We start from the raw sequence: 19,331 nt of genomic DNA, 5'->3' as shown, positions 1-19,331 counted from the left end.
TCAACCGACGGCGATGAGTGCGGCAGCCACGGCGCGGTCTTCCGCCAGGAGGACATTGTAGGTCCGCACCGCGGCGCCGGTCGACATCGGGTCGGAGGCAATACCTGCCTCCTTCAGCGCCGCTCGCAGCGCCGCCGGCAATGGCCGCAAATCCTTGCCCATGCCGACCAGCAGGATCTCGATCTTGTCGGCCTCGGCCAGAAGCTTTTCGAAATCCGCCACCGTCAGCGCCGAAGCGTCCGCCGGCTCCCAGCCATGAATGCCGGATGGCAGGCACAGCAGCGAGCCGCGATGCGACATGTCGGCAAAACGGAACCCGCCATTGCCGTAAGCCTCGATCGGCGCGCGGCCGGGGAAATGCGCCTCGCGGATGACGATGCCTTTGCCGGTCACCACTGTTGTCACCCCTTCGGGGCCGCGCGTCAGGTCGCGACCGCCTTGCCACCGTTGACCGGCTTCTCCTCGTCGGCCGAAGCCTGCGGCCGCAGCTTGAACAGGATCAGCAGCGGTGCGGCGATGAAGATCGACGAATAGGTGCCGAAGACAACGCCGAACAGCATCGCCATGGTGAAGGAGCGGATGACTTCGCCGCCGAACAGCACCAGCGCCAGCAAGGCCAGGATCGTCGTCACCGAGGTCAGCGTCGTTCGCGACAGCGTCTCGTTGATGGCGTTGTTCAACAGTTGCGGCAGCGGCATTCGCTTGTATTTTCGCAGATCCTCTCGAACGCGGTCATAGACCACGATCGTGTCGTTCAGCGAATAGCCGATAATGGTCAGGATCGCCGCCAGCGACGACTGGTTGAATTCGAGCCCGGTAATGACGAAGAAGCCGAGCGTCATGACCACGTCGTGCACCGTCGCCACGATGGCGCCGACCGCGAACTGCCATTCGAAACGGAACCAGACATAGACCAGGATGCCGACCAGCGCGACCAGCATGGCGATGGTGCCTTGCTTGGCCAGTTCGCCGGAAACCGTCGGTCCCACCACCTCGACGCGGCGGAAATCATACTGGTCCTGCAGCTCGCCGCGCACCTTGTCGATGACGGTCTGCTCGGCATTCTCGCCGCCATCCTGCGTGCCGACACGGATCAGCACGTCATTCGGCGCGCCGAACTGCTGCACCTGCACTTCGCCGATGTTGAGTTCCATCAGCCTGGCGCGGATATCGCCGAGATTGGCATCGCCGCTCTTGGACTTCACCTCGATCATCGAGCCGCCCTTGAAGTCGATGCCGTAATTGATATCGACCGTCATGAACAGCACCACGGACAGCACCGACAGGAAGCTCGACAGCGCGAACGTCCAGCGGCGGATGCCCATGAAGGGGATCTTGGTGCCTGGCGGAATGAAGGTCACCGGCGCCTTCGGCAGTTCCTTCGGGCGAGCGCGGCGCAGCCAGATCGACACCAGCAGGCGCGTGAAGGTGAAAGCGGTGAAGACCGTGGTCAGGATGCCGATGGCGTAGGTGATGGCAAAGCCCTTCACCGGGCCGGTACCGAGATAGAACAGCACCACGGTGGCGATCAGCGACGTGACGTTGGAATCGACGATGGTCGCCAGCGCCTTCGAGAAGCCGGTGTCGATCGCCTGGATCACCGAGCGGCCAGCCCGTCGTTCTTCACGGATACGTTCGTAGATCAGCACGTTGGAATCGACCGCCATGCCAATGGTCAGCACGATACCGGCAATACCGGGCAAGGTCAGCGTCGCCCCAAGCAGCGACAACAGCCCGACGATCATCGCCACGTGCACCGCCAGCGCGATGTTGGCGAGGAAGCCGAGGAAGCCGTAGGCAACGAACATGAAGGCGACGACGAGGATCGAACCGATGATGCCGGCGACCTTGCCGGCATGGATCGAATCCTGGCCAAGGCCCGGACCGACGGTGCGTTCCTCGATGACCGTCAGTGTCGCCGGCAGCGCACCGGCACGCAAAAGCACGGCGAGATCGTTGGCGCTCTGGGCGGTGAAATTGCCTGATATCTGGCCGGTGCCGCCGAGGATCGGTTCACGGATCTGCGGCGCCGAGATCACCTGGTTGTCGAGGATGATGGCGAACAGCTTGCCGACATTCTGCGAGGTCGCTTGGCCGAAGCGGGCCGCACCCTTCGAATCGAAGCGGAATGAAACCACCGGCTCGTTGTTCTGCGAATTGTACGTCGCCTGCGCGTCGACCAGGTTTTCGCCCGAAACGATGACGCGGTTTTCGATCAGATACGGAACCGGCGGATCGTCCTGGGAATAGAGCACCGAGGAGCCAGCGGGCGGACGCCCCTTGAGCGCGTCCTGCACCGGCATCGACTGGTCGACCATCTGGAAGGTCAGCTTCGCGGTCTGGCCGAGGATTTCCTTCAGCCGCTGCGGATCCTGCAGGCCTGGCACCTGGACAAGGATGCGGTCGTCGCCTTGCCGCTGCACGATGGGCTCGGTGGTGCCGAGTTCGTTGACGCGGCGCTCGACCACTTCGATCGATTGCGCCAATGCGGTCGATGTGCGGTATTTGATACCGGCATCGGTGACGGTGAATTTGAGCAGGCCCGGCTCGGAATCATCCAGCGACATTTCCTGGATGGAGCCGCCAGAAAACAGGCCGGCGGCAACGGGATCGGTCAAGGTCTTCAACGCCTTTTTCGCGGCGTCGAGCTGGGCCGGATCCGTGATGCGGACCTGCAAGGTCCGCCCGGTGCCGGCAAGGCCGGTATAGCCGATCTTGGCGTCACGCAGCAGCGTGCGGATTTCGTCGCGCGTCGTCTCCAGCCGATCCTTGATCAGATCGTTCTGGTTCATCTCCAGCAGGATGTGCGAACCGCCCTGCAGGTCGAGGCCAAGCGTCATCTGCCGCTTCGGCACCCAACTGGGCAGCTGGGCCAGCGTGCTGGCAGGGAACAGATTGGGCGCGGCGAGGATCACTGTGATGGCGACGGCCACCCAGATCAGGATCATCTTGAAGCGCGAAAAATACAGCATATGGCGTCGTCCGTCAGAGCGTGTCCGCGGATCGCTCCGCCTTGAATTGGGTTATTTCTTGGCGTTCTGGTTGGCGACCGGTTCGCCCTTGACGCGCACATCGGCGATCGTCGAGCGCAGCGCCGTCACCTTGGTGCCACCGCCGAGGTCGATCTCGAGCTCGTTGTCGTCGATCACCTTCGTCACCTTGCCGACGAAACCGCCGCCGGTGACGACCGTGTCGCCGCGGCGGACCGCCGCCAGCATCTCGCCGCGCTTCTTCAGCTGCGTACGCTGCGGGCGGATGATCAGAAAATACATGATCACAAAAATCAGGACAAACGGCAAAATGCTGATGAACATATCGGGAGAGGCGCCGCCAATGCCTTGGGCGTATGCCGGTGTCACGAACATCGAGGTACTCCTGAATTTTGAAAACAGCCGCCAACCGTCCTGCGGAGTTTGGCGGCCCCTTGAAATTTGGCCGGAATATAGTCGGTAAAGTTGTCAATGCAACTGCGCGACCGACCAAATCGGCTGCTTTTCCGGCCTGTTCGCCCGTGTTAGAGCATGATCGCGAAAAGCGAGAGCCGGTTTACCGAAAAGATCACGCTCGAACAAAAGGTTGGGACCGGTTTCGAACCCGACGGATTCGAACGTGTCCCACCTGCCCGCCCCAGGAAACGAGCCAAAATACCTGAAATGACCGACAGCACCATCGACGCCCTCAACAAGAAACTTGACCGCCTGATCGAGGCTGTCGGCCGCCTAGCCCCGCCGCCAGTGCCCGAAACCGACCTCGGCGAGGCCGACTGCTTCGTCTGGCAGGCGGATCCCGGCTATCTGGAACCGGTGCGCAAGGTCAACCGCGTCGACATCGGCCTGATCCGCGGCGTCGACCGCGTCCGCGACATCCTCGTCGACAACACCGAGCGCTTCGCAGCCGGCTTTGCCGCCAACAACGTGCTGTTGTGGGGTGCGCGCGGCATGGGCAAATCGTCGCTGGTCAAGGCCGTGCATGCCGAGATCAATGCCCGGGCCAAATCACAAGGGGCCCAATCCGACCTGCCGCTGAAGCTGATCGAAATCCATCGTGAGGACATCGATACGCTGCCGAAGCTGATGGGTCTGCTGAAGGCCTCGCCCTTCCGCGTCATCCTGTTTTGCGACGACCTGTCCTTCGACCATGACGACACCTCCTACAAGTCGTTGAAGGCGGCACTTGAAGGCGGCGTCGAGGGCCGCCCGGCCAATGTCATCTTCTACGCCACCTCGAACCGGCGCCATTTGTTGCCGCGCGACATGATCGACAATGAGCGCTCGACCGCCATCAACCCGTCCGAAGCGGTCGAGGAAAAGGTCTCGCTCTCCGACCGGTTCGGCCTGTGGCTCGGCTTCCACAAATGTTCGCAGGACGAATATCTCGAGATGATCAACGCCTATGCCAGCCATCATGGCCTCGACATCGACCCGGAGCAGCTGCGCGCGGAAGCGCTGGAATGGGCGACGACCCGCGGCAGCCGCTCGGGCCGTGTCGCCTGGCAGTTCACGCAGGATCTGGCCGGCCGGCTTGGCAAGCCGCTCAAGGATTGAGGCGTCGCGTCCGTCGCACGTCGCGCGGCGTTTGGCCAATCTCGCGGCGCATCCAATGCGCCAGATGTGACTGGTGCGCGAAGCCCGTCAATTCCGCGACCTCGCTGGTGCTGAGATCGCCCTGCTGCAGCAGGGCACGCGCGCGTTCGACGCGGCGTCGCAACACGTAACGATGGAGGGTGACGCCCGTCGCCACCTTGAACCATGTCCGCAAGTGCGAGCTGCTCGCGCCGGCAATCCGGGCCAGTCGATCGATCGAGAGCGGCTCGTGCAGGGCAGCCTCAATATGCTCCAGGACGCGCTTGAGCTGGGTATCCGACAAGCGGTTCGTTCGTTCGATGTCCATATCGTCGACACCAAGCAGCCTGACAGCCAGCGCGGCGCCAATGCTGTCGGAAAACAGGGAGCCGCTCGGGGCATCGAGATCGCTCCGGAGTGCGCGAGCGAGATGCTCGATGCGCTGGTCACGAAGCAGATGGCGAGTGTCGAGCCGCGATAGCAGCGCCCTGCCGCCAAGTTCCGCCGCTACCCTCTCCATCAGGGCCGGCTGCAAGACGATCTCGATCGTGTCGAACGCGGTTTCAGCTTCGAAACCGCCCTCCTCGCCAGCCGGCACCAGGTCGATATCGCCAGCGCGCCTGACGAAATAGCGCCCAACCTGATTGCAGTAGGAGCGCGTCGCCGCGCTTGCATGCACCATGACGCGATGGTGCGGCGCCATCGGCAGGCGATGGACACCTGCCTCAATGTGCCGGGCGATCATTGCGACGTCGGATAGGGATCGGGCCGGAGCGAATTGTGGACGCATGCTCTCTCGATTCATGGCGAAACCTGTTCAAGATTTGGCAATTCCCGCGCGATTTTCAATGCCGCGACCCTGTACGCACGCCTCTCCATCAAGCTTGGAAGAGAGGTTGCCATGAGTTTCTATGTTGTTGTCGGCGCGGGCCCGGTCGGACGCGAGACCGCGCGCCTTCTTGCTGAGGAAGGGCATGATGTCGTTCTCACCAGCCGAAGCGTCGGTTCGAACGCGTTGCCGAACGTGCGGACCATACAGACCGATGCCACGGATGCCTCGGAAATGTTGCGTATCTGCCGAGGCGCCGATGCCATTTTCATGTGCGCCATGGCCGCATATGATCGGTGGCCGACCGACTTTTTCCCCATCATCGACGGCACCGTGCGCGCGGCCGAAGCGGTCGGCGCCAAGCTCATCGTGCTCGGAAACCTCTATGGCTATGGGGAAAATGCCGATAGCCCGCTTCGTTCCGACCTGCCCCTGGACCCGACTTCGAGGAAGGGAACCGCCAGGACGATCATGTGGCAGCGGGCGGCCCGAGCCGACGTACCGGCGATCGAAATACGCTCCAGCGACTATCTCGGGCATGGCGCGATCAGCTACTTCTCATTGATAGCGCTGCCCTCCATCATTGAGGGCAAGCCTACCGCCTTCATTGGAGACCTCGACGCAACGCACGCCTGGAGCTTCACCAAGGACGTCGCGAGGACGCTGGTCGCGGCCTCACGCTACAAAGGTGAGTGGGGACGCGCGTTTCACGTTCCCTCCCAATACGCCTCACCCCGGGAGCTCATCCAGAAAACCGCGGCGATGCTCGAACGAGAGAGTACGGAGATACGTGCCTATTCCGCCCCCGAGATGGAAGCCTTGGACATGCATGAGGCCATCGAGATGAGCTATCTCTTCGAGAGCCCCTTGCTGGTTGATGCCTCCGACACCGAGGCGATACTGGGCGTCAAGGCCAGCAGCCTCGAGGAGATGCTCGCCGACACGCTCCGTGACCATCTTTGAACCGTGCGGGCAGCATTTGCAGCGACTGAAAAAGCCCGCTCCTTGCGGAACGGGCTGAGCCGGCGGGCCGGACTGGAGGTCAGACGGCCCGCAAATCGCTTTTTTTATTCTATTCGAGATAGGTCGAGGGATCGACCGGCGCCGAGTTCTTGCGCACTTCGAAGTGCAGCTTCGGCGAGTCCGTCGTACCGCTCATGCCCGACAAAGCGATCTCCTGGCCGCGCTTGACCTTCTGGCCGCGCTGCACCTCGATCGAGCTGGCATGGCCATAGACGGTGACCAGGCCGTTCTCGTGGCGTACCAGCACCGTATTGCCGAATTCCTTGAGCCCATCGCCGGCGTAGATGACGACGCCGTTCTCGGCCGCCTTGATCGGCGTGCCCGAGGGCACTGCGATATCGACGCCGTCCTTGCCGGATCCGAAACCGGAGATCACCCGGCCGCGCACCGGCCAGCGCATCTTGCCGATACCCGTGGCGTCCGGCGCCACCGCTTCGTCGTCCTCGGCCTGCTGGATGACCTTCGCGTCCTTCTTCGGCGGCGTGTAGGATGCCAGCGTTTCCGACGGCGTGATCTTTGCCGGAGGCTGCGTGGTTGCCGTGGTCACCGGATCGACCTTCGCCGGCTTGGCGCTGGCGACGGTCGCGGTTCCACCGGCCGGTACCTTCAGGGTCTGGCCGATCTTGAGCAAGCCATCCTTCATGCCGTTGGCCTGCTTCAGCGCAACGACGCCGACGCCGGTCTTCCTGGCGATCGAGGACATCGTGTCACCCGACTGGACCGTATAGGTGCCGGCGGCGCCGGTTGCCTTGGCGACCTGCGCCGGCTTGGGCTCCTTGGGCTGGCTCGCGGCGGCCGAAGCATCGACCTGCGCGGCGGACTTGCCCTCCTTGAGCTTCGGCTGCTGCGGCAGGACGGCGACCTTGTCCGGCGCGGTGGCCGGCAAATCGTGCTTGCCGTCCTTCGCAGGCCCGTCCTTCAACTGCTTGGCGTCGGCGACCTTCGGCTCGGCCTTGCTCGAATAGGCATAGGCCGGGATGACGATCTTCTGACCGGTCTTCAGCCCCTTGGTCGGGCTCAGGCCGTTCACCTTCATGATGACATCGGCCGGCACTTTGTAATGTGCGGCCAGGCCGGAAATGGTCTCGCCGTCCCTGACGACGATCTCGGTCGCGTGCGGCCTGCCCGCCTCGGCCACCTTCGGCGCATCGGGCTGGGCATTCTTGAACGGCTTGGCGGCCGGTTCGACGGTGCCGGTTGTCGTCCTGTCGACATGGGGAGCGGGCCGAACCATGGCAGGTGCCGATGCGACACGCACCGGATTGGCGGCAGGCGCCAGCGCCGGCGCGGGCTGCGCCTGGGCGGAAACGGGCGGCGGCAACGGCCGGCTTGAAACTGGTTCGAGGCTGGAGCGGCTCACCGACTGCGTGTGGCTGCCGTCGAGCGGCGCGGCCGAGACATCGCCCGGATAGGGCTGTGCGGCATCCTGCTTGTTGATGATGGCGCGCTGATTGTTCGTCGAGGAAGTGAAGACGTCGTCGACACTGTTGAACCGCGAAGCCTGGGAACTGCACCCGGCCGCCGCGCCCGCAATCATGAGAACAGCGCAGCCCCGCGCCAGATTGCGACTGTTTGTCTTCAAAACACTGAGTTGCATCGCACTAACCCGCACAAACTCTGCACCAACTGGATCGGATTAAAGCGCGTTAATGTTACTGGTCGGTTAACCCATTAGAATCCGACGAAAATTTTCTTAAAACATTTGGGGATAGCTGGCGGCATGGATCAGGAGGCCGAACAGCTGTTCGACCGCGGACCAATGCTGTGCAGGAAACTAGATGACCGCGGCGACGCTGCGCAGGATCGGCTGCAGCCGCACGAGGCCGATATCCTCGCGCTCGAAACGGCTGCCGACCTTGGTGAGCTTTGCCAGCACCTGCTCGCCCTCCTCCGGCCCGATCGGCGCGATGACGATGCCGCCGCTCGACAATTGGTCGAGCAGAAAGCGCGGCAGGCTGTCGAAGGCGGCCCAGGCGACGATGCGGTCGAACGGGCCTTCTGCTGGTAGGCCGCCGGAGCCGTCCGCCTGGCGCACGATGACATTGCCGATGCCGAGCGCTTCGAAACGCTGCCTGGCCTGTTCGACCAGGGTTTTGTAGCGGTCGATGGTCACGATCCGTGCAGCCAGCCGCGACATCACCGCCGCCGTATAGCCGGAGCCGGTGCCGATCTCGAGCACGCGGTTTCCCGCTTCGATGGCAAGGGCGGCGATAACCGCCGCCTGCATGTCGGCGCCTTCGATCGCCTCGCCGCATTCGATCGGCAGCATACGGTCGGACCATGCGAGTTGGTGGAAGTGGGCCGCCAGGAAGCCGCGTCGTGGTGTTGCCTCGAAAGCCGCGATCAGCGCCTTCGGTACGGTCCCCCTGCCGCGCAGGCGCAACAGGAAAGCGGCAAATCCTTCGCGGTCATCGATTGGCAGGTTCATGCAAGCGCCTTGCTCAGCTGGTCACGGATCTCATGCGCGGTGAGGTCGAGCTGCAACGGCGTCACCGACACCAGACGGTTGCGCAGCGCGTGGAGGTCGGTGCCTTGCTTGCCCTCGACCGGCTCGCGGCCGAAGCGCAGCCAATAGTAAGGCAGGCCGCGCCCGTCACGGCGCTCGTCGACCCACAGGCTGTGCACGAGTTTGCCTTGCATGGTGACCACCGTGCCAACGACTTCTTCGGGAAGGCAGTTGGGAAAATTGACGTTGAGCAGAACGCCGTCCGGCAGCGGCGTCGCGACGAGCTTCTTCAGCAGTGCCGGCGCCAGCGCCTCGGTCGTTTCGTAGGGAACGATGCGATCCTCGCCGACATAGGAATAGCCCTGGCTAAGCGCGATCGATCGGATGCCGAGCAGCGCGCCTTCCATGGCGCCGGCGACGGTTCCCGAATAGGTCACGTCGTCGGCGATGTTGGCGCCCGAATTGATGCCGGAAAGGATCAGGTCGGGCGCGCCGGGCAGGATCTTCTTCACGCCCATGATGACGCAATCGGTCGGCGTGCCGCGCACGGCGAAATGCTTGTCGCCGATCTTGCGCAGCCGCAGCGGCTCCGAGATCGACAGCGAATGCGCATAGCCGGATTGATCCTGCTCCGGCGCCACCACCCAGACATCGTCGGACAGTGTGCGCGCGACGCGTTCGAGCGACGCCAGCCCCTCGGCGTGAATGCCGTCGTCATTGGTCAGAAGAATGCGCATTACTTCGCTTCGATCTTTGCCAGACCACCCATGTAGGGCCGCAGCACTTCAGGAATGGTTACGCTGCCATCCTCGTTCTGGTAGTTTTCGATGACGGCAATCAGTGCGCGGCCGACAGCGGTGCCCGAACCGTTGAGCGTATGAACGAAGCGGTTGCCCTTGCCGTCCTTGTCCTTGTAGCGGGCGTCCATACGGCGCGCCTGGAAGTCGCCACAGACCGAACAGGACGAGATCTCGCGATAGGCGTTCTGGCCGGGCAGCCAGACCTCGATGTCATAGGTCTTGCGCGCGCCAAAGCCCATGTCGCCGGTGCACAGCGTCATGGTGCGGAACGGCAGCTCAAGCCGCTTCAGCACTTCCTCGGCGCATTGCGTCATCCGTTCATGCTCGGCCAGCGAAGATTCCTGATCGGTGATCGACACCAGCTCGACCTTGTAAAACTGGTGCTGGCGCAGCATGCCGCGCGTGTCGCGGCCGGCCGAACCTGCCTCCGAGCGGAAGCACGGCGTCAGCGCGGTGAAGCGCAGGGGCAGCTTTTCATGCGCGGTGATTTCTTCGCGCACCAGATTGGTGAGCGGCACCTCGGCGGTCGGGATCAGGCCAAGCCTGCCCTCCCCATGCGGCGTGAAGAACAGGTCCTCCTCGAATTTCGGCAGCTGGTTGGTGCCGAAAAGCACCTCGTCGCGCACCATCAGCGGCGGGATCACTTCCTCATAGCCGTGCTCGGTCGTGTGCAGGTCGAGCATGAACTGGCCGATCGCGCGTTCCATCCGTGCCAGGCCGCTCTTCAGCACGGTGAAGCGCGAACCCGACAGCTTGGCCGCCCGCTCGAAATCCATCATGCCGAGCGCTTCGCCGACCTCGAAATGCTCCTTCACCCAGTTCGGTCGCGTCGGCACCTTGCCGACGATGTGTTTGACGACATTGTCGTGTTCGTCCTTGCCGACCGGCACATCGTCGAGCGGCACATTGGGCAGCACCGCCAACGCGTCGTTCAGCGCCTTGTCGAGCTCGCGCTCACGCGCCTCGCCATTCTGGATGAAGGTTTTTATATCGCCGACTTCAGCCTTGAGTTTTTCGGCGAGGGCTGCATCGCCCGAACGCATGGCGTTGCCGATCTCCTTCGAGGCGGCGTTGCGGCGCTCCTGCTTGGTCTGCAGTTCGGTCACATGTTCGCGCCGCGCCTCGTCCCTGGCGATCAAATCATCGACGGTGGACTGCGCCTCGCCGGCCGACCACGAGCGCTTGGTCAGCGCCTCGACAAGGGCCTTCGGGTTGTCGCGAATCCATTTGATGTCAAGCATAGTTTGAACGCTCCTGAGCTAAGCTCCGAGGGCGTAAACCGCATCCTTGACCGATGCAAGATGAGGCTGGGCGGCGGTTGTCGTTTTCCGCCGCCGCTGGCGGCTTACGAAGCCGCCGGCGCCGGAGGCTCGTCCGGTGTCTTGTCGGCCACGGTCTCCCCGGCTTCCTGCTTCTCGCGCGCCAGGCGCTCGCGCTCCTGGCTGCGCTCGATCAGCCGGGCCGACCAGATGGCGACCTCGTAGAGCAGGATGGTCGGGATGGCCAGGCCGATCTGGCTCATCGGGTCGGGTGGCGTCAGCACGGCGGCGACGACGAAAGCGATGACGATCGCCCATTTGCGCTTCTCGGCCAGCGCCTTGGACGACAGCATGCCGACCCGCGTCATCAGGCTGGTCACCACCGGCAGCTGGAACACCAGGCCGAAGGAGAAGATCAGCGTCATGATCAGGCTGAGATATTCCGACACTTTCGGCAGCAGCGAAATCTGCACCTGCTCGTCCGTGCCGGCCTGCTGCATGGCGAGGAAGAACCACATCACCATCGGGGTGAAGAAGAAATAGACCAGCGACGCGCCCATCAGGAACAGGATGGGCGACGCGATCAGGAACGGCAGGAAGGCGTTGCGCTCATTCTTGTAGAGGCCGGGCGCGATGAATTTGTAGATCTGCGTGGCGATCAGCGGAAAGGCTATGACCATGCCGCCGAACATGGCGAGCTTGACCTGCGTGAAGAAGAATTCTTGCGGCGCTGTGTAGATCAGTTCGACCTTGTGGGGGTCGAGACCCGCCCACTTGGTCGCCCATTTGAAGGGAACGACCAGAAGGTTGAACAGCTTCTTGGCAAAGAAGAAGCACACCAGGAAGGCGACGAAGAAGCCGCCAAGCGACCAGATCAGCCTACGGCGAAGCTCGATGAGATGCTCGATCAGCGGCGCCGACGATTTTTCGATCTCGTCCTTTTCCTTGTCCGAAACACTCACTTGGCGGCTCCCGCCGTCTTCTTGGCCGCCGGCTTCTTCACTAGCGCGGGTTTCGGTTCGGCTTTCGCCACGGTCTTTGCATCGGTCGCCTTGGCGGCGGCAGGTTTTTTCGAAGTGGCGGCGGCAGCCTTTGCTGCGGTCGCGGCCTTTGCCGACGCCTTGGGCGCCGGCTCGGCTTTTGCCGTCACAACTGGTGCGGCTTTTGCGGTTACCACAGGCGCGGCTTTTGCGGTTACCACAGGCGCGGCTTTTGCCGTCATAGCCTTCGCCGAGGCCTTGGCAGGCGCTTTTACTGCCGGCGCGGCCTTGGCGGCCTTCTTGGCCGTGGATGCCTTCGGAGCCACGACGGGTTCCGTGGGTACCGCCACCACCGATTCATCGGTCATGGCCGGGAAAATCGGCGTTGGCGGCGTGGCTTCCCCGGCGCTGACGCCAGGCATTTCCGTTGCACCGTTCTTCAACGGCTCGGTCGCTTGTGGCGTCGAAGCGGCTGGCGTTGCGGGATCGGCGGCCGGCTTCGGCTTCATCGCCGCGTCGACGCCGGCGCGCACATCGGCAGCTGCCTGCTCGAACGGATTGAGCTGCTTGCGGATCTCGGCAACGGGGCTGAGGCCCCTGAGCTCGTCGACCGACTTCTTGACGTCGTCGAGTTCGGCTTCCTTCAGCGCTTCGTTGAACTGTTTCTGGAAGTCGGCCGCCATGGCGCGCAACTTCGCCGTCGTGCGGCCGAAGGTGCGCAGCATATTGGGTAAATCCTTCGGCCCGACGACCACGATCATGACGATCGCGATCACCAGCATTTCGGTCCAGCCGACTTCAAACATGGCACTCTGTTCCGACTAGAACTTTTTGGCTCAGCTCTTGCTGGCTTTTTCCTTCACGGCCGAAACGGTCTCGTCGGCACGGTGTTCAACGGTGCGCTTGTCGTCCGCCACGTCGTCGTCCGCCATGCCCTTCTTGAAGCTCTTGATGCCTTTGGCCATGTCGCCCATCAGCTCTGGAATCTTGCCGCGGCCGAAAATCAGCAGCACGATCACCAGCACGATCATCCAGTGCCAAATCGAAAATGAACCCATAGCAAATCTCTCTCGAATGTTTTCCCTGGCGATGATCTATGCGTTTTCGCGTTGGGATTCAAACACAACAGCGACAGAGTTTATGAAAGGGTGACGGATGTCACGCTTTTTCGACTCGCTGGCCCGCTACCAATCGGCGCATCTACGACCTATCGGCGCGCTTGGACAGGGGCCGGCAGGTCAATCTTCCGTGACGCGCGGCGTCAGAAGGCCGAGTTCCTCGAGATCGATGTCGGTCAGCGGATCCTCGTCCTCTGTCAGCACGTCGGGGTCGGCAGGCGGCTGCGGAATGGAGAAATTCGACGGCATGCGGCCCGAAAGCAAGCCCGCCCCCTTCAGCTCTTCCATACCGGGAAGATCACGGATTTCCTCGAGCGCGAAATGGTCGAGGAAGGTTTCGGTGGTGCCATAGGTGACGGGACGGCCGGGCGTCTTGCGGCGGCCGCGCATGCGTACCCATTCCGTCTCGAGCAGCGTGTCCAGCGTGCCCTTCGACGTCTCGACACCGCGGATATCCTCGATCTCGGCGCGCGTCACCGGCTGGTGATAGGCGATGATCGCCAGCACTTCGAGCGCAGCGCGCGACAGCTTGCGCTGCTGCACCGTGTCGCGGCTCATGAGGAAAGCGAGGTCACCGGCGGTGCGGAACGCCCAGGCGTCGCCGACCCGCACCAGATTGACGCCGCGCCGGGCATAGACCTGCTGCAGCTCGGCCATGGCCAGGGCGACATTGATGCCGTCGGGCAGACGGGCGGCAAGCTGCTTTTCGCTGACGGGTTCGGCGCTGGCGAACACGATCGCCTCGGCCATGCGCATGGCCTCTGCAATATGCAGGCGCTCGGCCGGATTCTGCACCGGATTCTCGGCCGAAGTCTGGTCGAGTTCGCCTTCCAGTTCATCGTCCACCTTGAACGGGATAACCGAAGCGTTGGCGCGTTCGCTCATGATGCCACCTCGACTGCCTTGATTGCCGGTGCGCGGTGATCGCGCAGATAGATCGGCGCGAACACCTCGTCCTGCCGCAGATCCATCTTGCGCTCGCGCACCAGTTCCAGTGTCGCCGCGAACGAGCTGGCGATCGCCGTGCGCCGCTCTTCGGGGCTGGTCATGTATTGGATTAGGAAGCTGTCCAGCGCCGTCCAGTCGCGCAGCGAGCCGATCAGCCGGGTCAGGATGTCGCGCGCGTCCTTGAGCGACCAGACGCCCCGCCTGGCGATCGTCACATTGGTGATCGCCTGCTTCTGCCGCTGCTGGGCATAGGCGGTCAGGAGATCGTAGAGCGACGCCGAATAGGCGTTGCGCTTTTCGATGATGACCATTTCGGGCATGCCGCGCGCGAACACGTCGCGGCCGAGCCGGTTGCGGTTGACCAGGCGCGCCGCCGCATCACGCATGGCTTCGAGCCGCTTCAGCCGGAATTGCAGCACGGCCGCCAGTTCCTCGCCGCTCTCGCCCTCTTCGCCAGGCTGCTTGGGAATCAACAGCTTCGACTTGAGGAAGGCGAGCCATGCCGCCATCACCAGATAGTCGGCTGCAAGTTCGAGCCGCAGCGCCCTCGCCGTCTCGACAAAGGCCAGATACTGCTCGACCAGCGCCAGGATCGAGATGCGCGCCAGGTCGACCTTCTGGGTGCGGGCAAGGTGCAGGAGCAGATCGAGCGGACCTTCGAAGCCGGCCACGTCGACGACCAGCGACGGATCGCCGGTGACGCGTGAATCGTCATTCTCGGCCCACAGGCGGTCCATCGGTGCGGCCTTCGCGGCCTTGCTTTCCAATGTTTCCGCCACTGCCTTTGTCACTTCCCTTGGTTAGGCCACCGCATCGAAATAGGTGGCGAATTCAGCGCGTATCTCGGTTTCCTCGGCCGCGTCGCGTTTCCTTATATAGGTCAGCGCCCGCTTTGCACGCTCCAGCGACTTGCCTTCGAGCCCCGTGGTGCGCGACGCAATGCCTGCCATCTCCTCGAAAACCCCGTTGCAGTGAAGGACCAGATCGCAGCCCGCCGCAAGGATCGCCGCCGCCTTTGTCGGGAAATCCCCAGAAAGTGCCTTCATCGAGGTGTCGTCACTCATCAGGAGCCCGTCAAAGCCGATGTCGCGGCGGATGATCTCGTCGATGACCTTGCCTGAAGTCGTCGCCGGGTTCTTGGGATCGATGGCGCTGTAGACGACATGCGCCGTCATCGCCATCGGCAGGTCGTTGAGTTCCCGGAACGGGGCAAAGTCATGCCGCTGCAGATCGCTGAGCGAAGCATCGACCGTTGGCAGTTCGAAATGCGTGTCGGCAAAGGCCCTGCCATGACCGGGGATGTGCTTCATCACGGGCAGCACGCCGCCCGACATCAGCCCCTCGGCGGCGGCCCGGCCGAGTTCGATGACCGCGCGCGGCTCCTTGCCATAGGCGCGCGCGCCGATGACGTCGCTGGCGCCTTCGATCGGCACGTCGAGCACCGGCAGGCAATCCGCGGTGATGCCGTAGCGCAACAGGTCGAAAGCGTGCAGGCGCGCCATCAGCCAGGCAGCGCGGGCGCCGGCGTCATGATCGTCGCGCCACAGCGCGCCAAGCGCCCCGCCCGCCGGATAGTTCGGCGCCAGCGGCGGCCGCAGGCGTTGCACCCTGCCGCCTTCCTGGTCGATGAACACCAGCGCGTCCGGCCGCCCGATACAATCGCGCATCTCGGCGACCAGATCGCGGATCTGCTCGGTCTCGCCGATGTTGCGGGCAAACAGGATGAAGGCCCACGGGCATTCATTGCGATAGAAATTGATTTCTTCGCGGGTGAGCGATTTCCCGGCACAGCCGAGGATCATGGATTTTGATTCGGTCATATCAGGAGTCTAGGGCTTCGCGCGGCCAAAGGGAATCGTCTGGAAATACATGCGGTCCAACGCCGTAACTGCTTCCACATGAAAAACCGCCGGGCACATGAAAAAGCCGGCGCGACCTAGGGCCGCGCCGGCTTTGATGGGTTGAACGCGTCTAGCGCGAGACGAAGCAGTTGCCGCCGGCTGCCTTGTAGCTGGTGCACAGATTGATGGCGTCGTTGCGCGACTGGGCCACGACGCGCACGCGGTAGAACGTGCCCTTGCCGGCAATCTCGGCCTTGACGATGTTGGCCGTTCGGCCGGCAAGCACGCTGCCATAGCGGCGCTGCAGATCCTGGTAGGTCGACTGGGCGCTTTCCACCGTCGGCTGCGAAGCAACCTGCATCGACCACGAACCGCTACCGGTCGCCGTCGTTGCCGGGTCGATGGAAGCGACCTGATCGGGCTTCACCTCGCCGACGACGTCAACGGGCTGGTCGGACGGACGCTGCGGCGCGATCGCAACCTTGGCCGGCGTGTTGGCCGACTGCGCCTTTGCCGGTTTGGCCGCCGGCTTGAGGGCCGGCTCGTCGCCCGACTGGGCCGCGGCCGGGGCCACGGTGCCGGTCTGGTCGGCATCGGCGGACGGCGCGGCGACATGCTGCGGCGCCGGATCGGTCGGCTCGGCAGCCGCCACCTGCGGTGCGACCGGTGCCGGATCCTCGCGCGGCACCAGCGAGCCGTCCGATTTGACCACCATCGTCCTCACCTTGCGCGGTGCGACGGCGACGACATCGGTATTGTTGCCCTTGTCGGCATCCTGCAGCACCTGCGCGATGCGATCCTCGGACTTGGGCGCGGGCGCCGCATTGTCGGCCGGCGCAAGATTGCCAGCCGGCGCAGCGCTTGCGGTCGGCGCGGCATTGCCATCATCGGCTCCGCCGACGGTGGCACCCTGGCCAGCGGAAAGATCGATGGCACGGGCCGGATCCTTCGCCTGCACATCCACCGGGACCTCGGTATTGGTGACAAGCTTCTGCTGCACCGGTTCGGCGGGCTTCGCGCCCTTGACCACCGCGTCGTAAACCTTGTTGTCCTGGTTCGGCACCACGGCGCCGCCCGGATTTTCCGGCTTGACCTTGATGGGCGAATTGTCGGCCTTGACGATCACCGGCGCTTCGCTGCCGCCCTTGCCGCCGAAAGACAGCGCAAAGGCGCCAAGACCGCCTGCGACCGCCACGGCACCGACAATTGCCGCGATGAACAGGCCACGGCGGCCCGACGGCCTGGCCGCTTCCCGCTCGCCGAGACCCGGAACGGACATTGCCTCGTCGAGTTCAGGATCATAGTCGAGTTCATCGACGGTGAAATCGTCCGCCTGCGAGACCGGCTGGCTGCCGGGCAGATTGTCGATGTCGAAGCCGTCGGCGGCGTCGGCATAGCCAGTGTTCGCGGCGGCACGGGCGGGCATTTCCGCCGGCCGCGCCGCATAGGTCCGCACTTCCGGCTGGATGGCAGGTTTGACCCCGCCATAAGCCGGCTTGGGTTCTTCATAGGCCGGCGCCTGATAGGCCTGATTGAAACCGGCATTGAAGGTCTCATCGGCATAGGCAGTGCTGCTTGCGGGCGCGGCTGGAGCAGGCGGCACCTCCACCGAATTCATTTCCGTCAGAAGGCTGGCGAACTCTGCGTCGAGATCGTCGTAGCCCGACGCGGCTGGTTCATCTTCCTCGAAATGCAGTTCCGGAATGTCGAGATCGTCCGCCAGCGCCACGACACGCTCCGGCACATCGACCGTTTCGACATCGGGCATCTCTTCTTCGTAGCGCGACGACGGTCGCGGCTGCGGCGCGGATACAGGCGCCGCATAGGCAGCGGCCGCAACCGGCTCGGGCGCGCGGTAGGGCGGCACCACAGCCACCGCCGGGGTCACTTCAGGCGCGGCGGCCCTTGCCGCCATCGAAGCGGACGGCTGCGCGGCAAATGCCGGCTGCTGGGGAACCGGTGTCACGCGGCTCCACGAACGGGTCGGCTCGGTCGGCGCGGAGCGTTCGGCCAGCCAATCGAGGGAATCGGCCTGATCCTGCGGCGAAGCTGCCTCGTCGCGCGGATCGAGATTCCCGGCCAAGGCCGCGTCGAACGCATCATCGTCGAAATCGATGTCGCCATGATCGGCTGCGTCCGCACCCAAATCCTGGCCCTCAAGCTCATCGAGCAGCAGATTGTCGAGATCGGCATCGGCGGCGTAGGCGGCGCTGGAGGCATGCGCATCCTCGGTCGCATGTTCGTCGAGATCCCAGTCGAGATCGGCAGGCCCCTCAGCGGCCTTTGCAGGCGCGGCCACATACGACGGAACGGGAGCAGTGGGCGGCTGAGCCGCAACGGGCTGAGCGACGACAGGTTGCTCCTTGGCCGACGTCTGCGTGCGCGCCGTCATGGCGCCCAGCAGCGCGTTCAACTCGTCTTCGAGGCTTCGTTCGTCCGCCACGGGGGCCGGCGCCGGCTCGGCCATGATGGCTGCCGGAATTGCCGGAGCTATCGGCTGGACCGCGGCAGCCGCGACCTCGGCGACCGGCTCTTCGGCAGGCTCGGCGAACGCGTCGTCCAAGCTCAGATCGAAATCATCTTCCGGAGCGGTTTCGGAGCTTGAGAACTCGTCCCTCGCATCCACGGCATGAGCCGGCACTTCGTGCGCCTCCGCCGCGTTAAAGGCCACCGGCTCATCTGCCTGAACGTCGAAATCCATACCGACATCCGCCATGGCAGCCTCGAAGCGACCATCGAAATCTTCGTCGGCGACCGCCTGGGCTTCATTCGCGGCGGCCAGCGCCGGCTCCGGATAGTCGACCGCGGCCGCATGGCGCTGATCCGCCGAATGGTCGTCAAGCATCAGCTCGTCCTCGAGCGAAATCGCGACCGCATCATCGAATTCATGCTCGGCGGCCGGCTCGACAGCCACCGGCACTTCGGCAACGGCATGCTGGGGCTCGACGGCTTCGTCCTCGACCTGGGCGGCATGGTCCTCGATGTGGAAGTCCTGATCAAGCGACGCGGCAAGCTCGTCCTCCATCGGCAGATCGTCTTCGAAGGGCGAAACGTCTTCGAGCGAACTGGCGACGGCATTGTCGAAATCGGCATCGAAGGCAGGTTCGACGGACGGCGCGGCTTCGGCAGCGCCAGGGTTGGCATGGCTGGCGACGAGCCCCTGCTCTTCGGCACCCGTGAAGTCCAGATGGAAATCGTCGTCGAGCGACAGCGCCAGGTCATCGTCGGCCGCGTGTGTGGCCGCCGTTTCAAATGCCGGCTCATGAGCCTCGACAATCGGAGCGGCGACGTTGTCGCCGGCGTCGAACTCGCCCATCAGTTCCTTTTCGAGGTCGATGTCAAAATCGTCCTCTTGCACGGGCTGACTGGCAACAGCGGCCTGCGGTTCGACCCGCGCCTGCTGCTTGACCGGCTGGCGTGGATCGAATCCCATGATCCTGGTCAGTTCCGCGAACGGATCATCGTCAGCGACGTCGTTGTTGTCGGCTACTCTCAGCTGGGTTCTGTCTGCCATTATTGTTCCCG

The 19,331-nt window shown here is 63.8% G+C and carries 17 protein-coding genes; 2 read left to right on the top strand and 15 right to left on the bottom strand.

The genetic code is table 11. The features are described 5' to 3' along the window. Genes QQK95_RS25310 through yajC form a run of 3 tightly spaced genes read right to left on the bottom strand, consistent with a single transcriptional unit; the run spans position 1 to position 3,365 of the window. Positions 1-396, bottom strand: a complete 396-nt coding sequence (locus tag QQK95_RS25310) for an Mth938-like domain-containing protein (protein WP_284277119.1) — start codon at positions 394-396, stop codon at positions 1-3. 26 nt (positions 397-422) lie between these two features. Beyond that, on the bottom strand, positions 423-2,972 hold the full coding sequence (gene secDF / locus QQK95_RS25305) for a protein translocase subunit SecDF (protein WP_010909881.1): 2,550 nt from the start codon (positions 2,970-2,972) through the stop codon (positions 423-425). Between the two features lie 51 nt (positions 2,973-3,023). Further along, entirely contained in the window at positions 3,024-3,365 is a 342-nt protein-coding gene (gene yajC / locus QQK95_RS25300) for a preprotein translocase subunit YajC (protein WP_010909882.1), read from the bottom strand. Positions 3,366-3,653: 288 nt separating this feature from the next. On the opposite strand from yajC, the gene QQK95_RS25295 reads away from it, so the two are divergent. After that, a complete protein-coding gene (locus QQK95_RS25295; protein WP_284277118.1) occupies positions 3,654-4,544 on the top strand; it encodes an ATP-binding protein in 891 nt (296 codons plus the stop codon). Here the strand turns inward: QQK95_RS25295 and QQK95_RS25290 are convergent. Next, entirely contained in the window at positions 4,534-5,352 is an 819-nt protein-coding gene (locus QQK95_RS25290) for an AraC family transcriptional regulator (RefSeq protein WP_284277117.1), read from the bottom strand. The two genes, QQK95_RS25295 and QQK95_RS25290, sit on opposite strands and share 11 nt — an antisense overlap. Before the next feature lie 111 nt (positions 5,353-5,463). Here QQK95_RS25290 and QQK95_RS25285 point away from each other — a divergent pair, with 111 nt between their 5' ends. Next, on the top strand, positions 5,464-6,354 hold the full coding sequence (locus QQK95_RS25285; RefSeq protein ID WP_284277116.1) for an NAD-dependent epimerase/dehydratase family protein: 891 nt from the start codon (positions 5,464-5,466) through the stop codon (positions 6,352-6,354). Positions 6,355-6,463: 109 nt separating this feature from the next. On the opposite strand, the gene QQK95_RS25280 is transcribed toward QQK95_RS25285, so the two are convergent. From QQK95_RS25280 to QQK95_RS25230, 11 genes are all read right to left on the bottom strand, one after another. Beyond that, positions 6,464-8,011 carry a peptidoglycan DD-metalloendopeptidase family protein gene (locus QQK95_RS25280; protein WP_284277115.1) on the bottom strand — a complete coding sequence of 516 codons (1,548 nt, stop codon included), beginning with the start codon at positions 8,009-8,011 and terminating at the stop codon, positions 6,464-6,466. Positions 8,012-8,188: 177 nt separating this feature from the next. Continuing rightward, entirely contained in the window at positions 8,189-8,842 is a 654-nt protein-coding gene (locus QQK95_RS25275; protein WP_123169180.1) for a protein-L-isoaspartate(D-aspartate) O-methyltransferase, read from the bottom strand. Further along, entirely contained in the window at positions 8,839-9,597 is a 759-nt protein-coding gene (gene surE, locus QQK95_RS25270; protein WP_284277113.1) for a 5'/3'-nucleotidase SurE, read from the bottom strand. The genes QQK95_RS25275 and surE overlap by 4 nt, the downstream gene beginning before the upstream one ends. After that, complete coding sequence (gene serS / locus QQK95_RS25265) at positions 9,597-10,901, bottom strand: serine--tRNA ligase (RefSeq protein WP_284277112.1); 1,305 nt, start codon at positions 10,899-10,901, stop codon at positions 9,597-9,599. The genes surE and serS overlap by 1 nt, the downstream gene beginning before the upstream one ends. A gap of 104 nt (positions 10,902-11,005) precedes the next feature. Further along, a complete protein-coding gene (gene tatC / locus QQK95_RS25260; protein WP_284277111.1) occupies positions 11,006-11,881 on the bottom strand; it encodes a twin-arginine translocase subunit TatC in 876 nt (291 codons plus the stop codon). Continuing rightward, positions 11,878-12,705, bottom strand: coding sequence for a Sec-independent protein translocase protein TatB (tatB, locus tag QQK95_RS25255; RefSeq protein WP_284277110.1), 828 nt, complete (start codon positions 12,703-12,705; stop codon positions 11,878-11,880). Before tatB ends, tatC begins: the two co-directional genes overlap by 4 nt. 30 nt (positions 12,706-12,735) lie before the next feature. After that, positions 12,736-12,957: a twin-arginine translocase TatA/TatE family subunit gene (locus QQK95_RS25250; protein ID WP_284277109.1), complete on the bottom strand. Its 222-nt coding sequence runs from the start codon at positions 12,955-12,957 to the stop codon at positions 12,736-12,738. Positions 12,958-13,137: 180 nt separating this feature from the next. Beyond that, entirely contained in the window at positions 13,138-13,902 is a 765-nt protein-coding gene (gene scpB, locus QQK95_RS25245; protein ID WP_284277107.1) for an SMC-Scp complex subunit ScpB, read from the bottom strand. Beyond that, the gene (locus tag QQK95_RS25240; protein ID WP_027046916.1) at positions 13,899-14,702 is read right to left on the bottom strand and encodes a segregation and condensation protein A; all 804 of its coding nucleotides are present in this window, start codon (positions 14,700-14,702) and stop codon (positions 13,899-13,901) included. The genes scpB and QQK95_RS25240 overlap by 4 nt, the downstream gene beginning before the upstream one ends. 63 nt (positions 14,703-14,765) lie before the next feature. Continuing rightward, positions 14,766-15,785, bottom strand: a complete 1,020-nt coding sequence (nagZ, locus tag QQK95_RS25235; RefSeq protein WP_284277106.1) for a beta-N-acetylhexosaminidase — start codon at positions 15,783-15,785, stop codon at positions 14,766-14,768. A gap of 151 nt (positions 15,786-15,936) precedes the next feature. After that, positions 15,937-19,320, bottom strand: a complete 3,384-nt coding sequence (locus QQK95_RS25230; RefSeq protein WP_284277105.1) for an SPOR domain-containing protein — start codon at positions 19,318-19,320, stop codon at positions 15,937-15,939. Positions 19,321-19,331 lie beyond the last annotated feature (11 nt).

Source organism: Mesorhizobium huakuii (assembly GCF_030160235.1).
Classification (GTDB): Bacteria; Pseudomonadota; Alphaproteobacteria; order Rhizobiales; family Rhizobiaceae; genus Mesorhizobium; species Mesorhizobium huakuii.
The sequence above is the reverse complement of the archived record's forward strand: the minus strand, read 5'-3'. Positions and strand labels throughout refer to the sequence as shown.

Bases quoted from the DNA above. Each gene is read 5' to 3' on its own strand.
- secDF (WP_010909881.1), bottom strand. From the start codon at position 2,972: ATGCTGTATTTTTCGCGCTTCAAGATGATCCTGATCTGGGTGGCCGTC.
- yajC (WP_010909882.1), bottom strand. From the start codon at position 3,365: ATGTTCGTGACACCGGCATACGCCCAAGGCATTGGCGGCGCCTCTCCC.
- QQK95_RS25295 (WP_284277118.1), top strand. From the start codon at position 3,654: ATGACCGACAGCACCATCGACGCCCTCAACAAGAAACTTGACCGCCTG.
- QQK95_RS25290 (WP_284277117.1), bottom strand. From the start codon at position 5,352: ATGCGTCCACAATTCGCTCCGGCCCGATCCCTATCCGACGTCGCAATG.
- QQK95_RS25285 (WP_284277116.1), top strand. From the start codon at position 5,464: ATGAGTTTCTATGTTGTTGTCGGCGCGGGCCCGGTCGGACGCGAGACC.
- QQK95_RS25280 (WP_284277115.1), bottom strand. From the start codon at position 8,011: ATGCAACTCAGTGTTTTGAAGACAAACAGTCGCAATCTGGCGCGGGGC.
- QQK95_RS25275 (WP_123169180.1), bottom strand. From the start codon at position 8,842: ATGAACCTGCCAATCGATGACCGCGAAGGATTTGCCGCTTTCCTGTTG.
- surE (WP_284277113.1), bottom strand. From the start codon at position 9,597: ATGCGCATTCTTCTGACCAATGACGACGGCATTCACGCCGAGGGGCTG.
- serS (WP_284277112.1), bottom strand. From the start codon at position 10,901: ATGCTTGACATCAAATGGATTCGCGACAACCCGAAGGCCCTTGTCGAG.
- tatB (WP_284277110.1), bottom strand. From the start codon at position 12,705: ATGTTTGAAGTCGGCTGGACCGAAATGCTGGTGATCGCGATCGTCATG.
- QQK95_RS25250 (WP_284277109.1), bottom strand. From the start codon at position 12,957: ATGGGTTCATTTTCGATTTGGCACTGGATGATCGTGCTGGTGATCGTG.
- scpB (WP_284277107.1), bottom strand. From the start codon at position 13,902: ATGAGCGAACGCGCCAACGCTTCGGTTATCCCGTTCAAGGTGGACGAT.
- QQK95_RS25240 (WP_027046916.1), bottom strand. From the start codon at position 14,702: ATGGACCGCCTGTGGGCCGAGAATGACGATTCACGCGTCACCGGCGAT.
- nagZ (WP_284277106.1), bottom strand. From the start codon at position 15,785: ATGACCGAATCAAAATCCATGATCCTCGGCTGTGCCGGGAAATCGCTC.
- QQK95_RS25230 (WP_284277105.1), bottom strand. From the start codon at position 19,320: ATGGCAGACAGAACCCAGCTGAGAGTAGCCGACAACAACGACGTCGCT.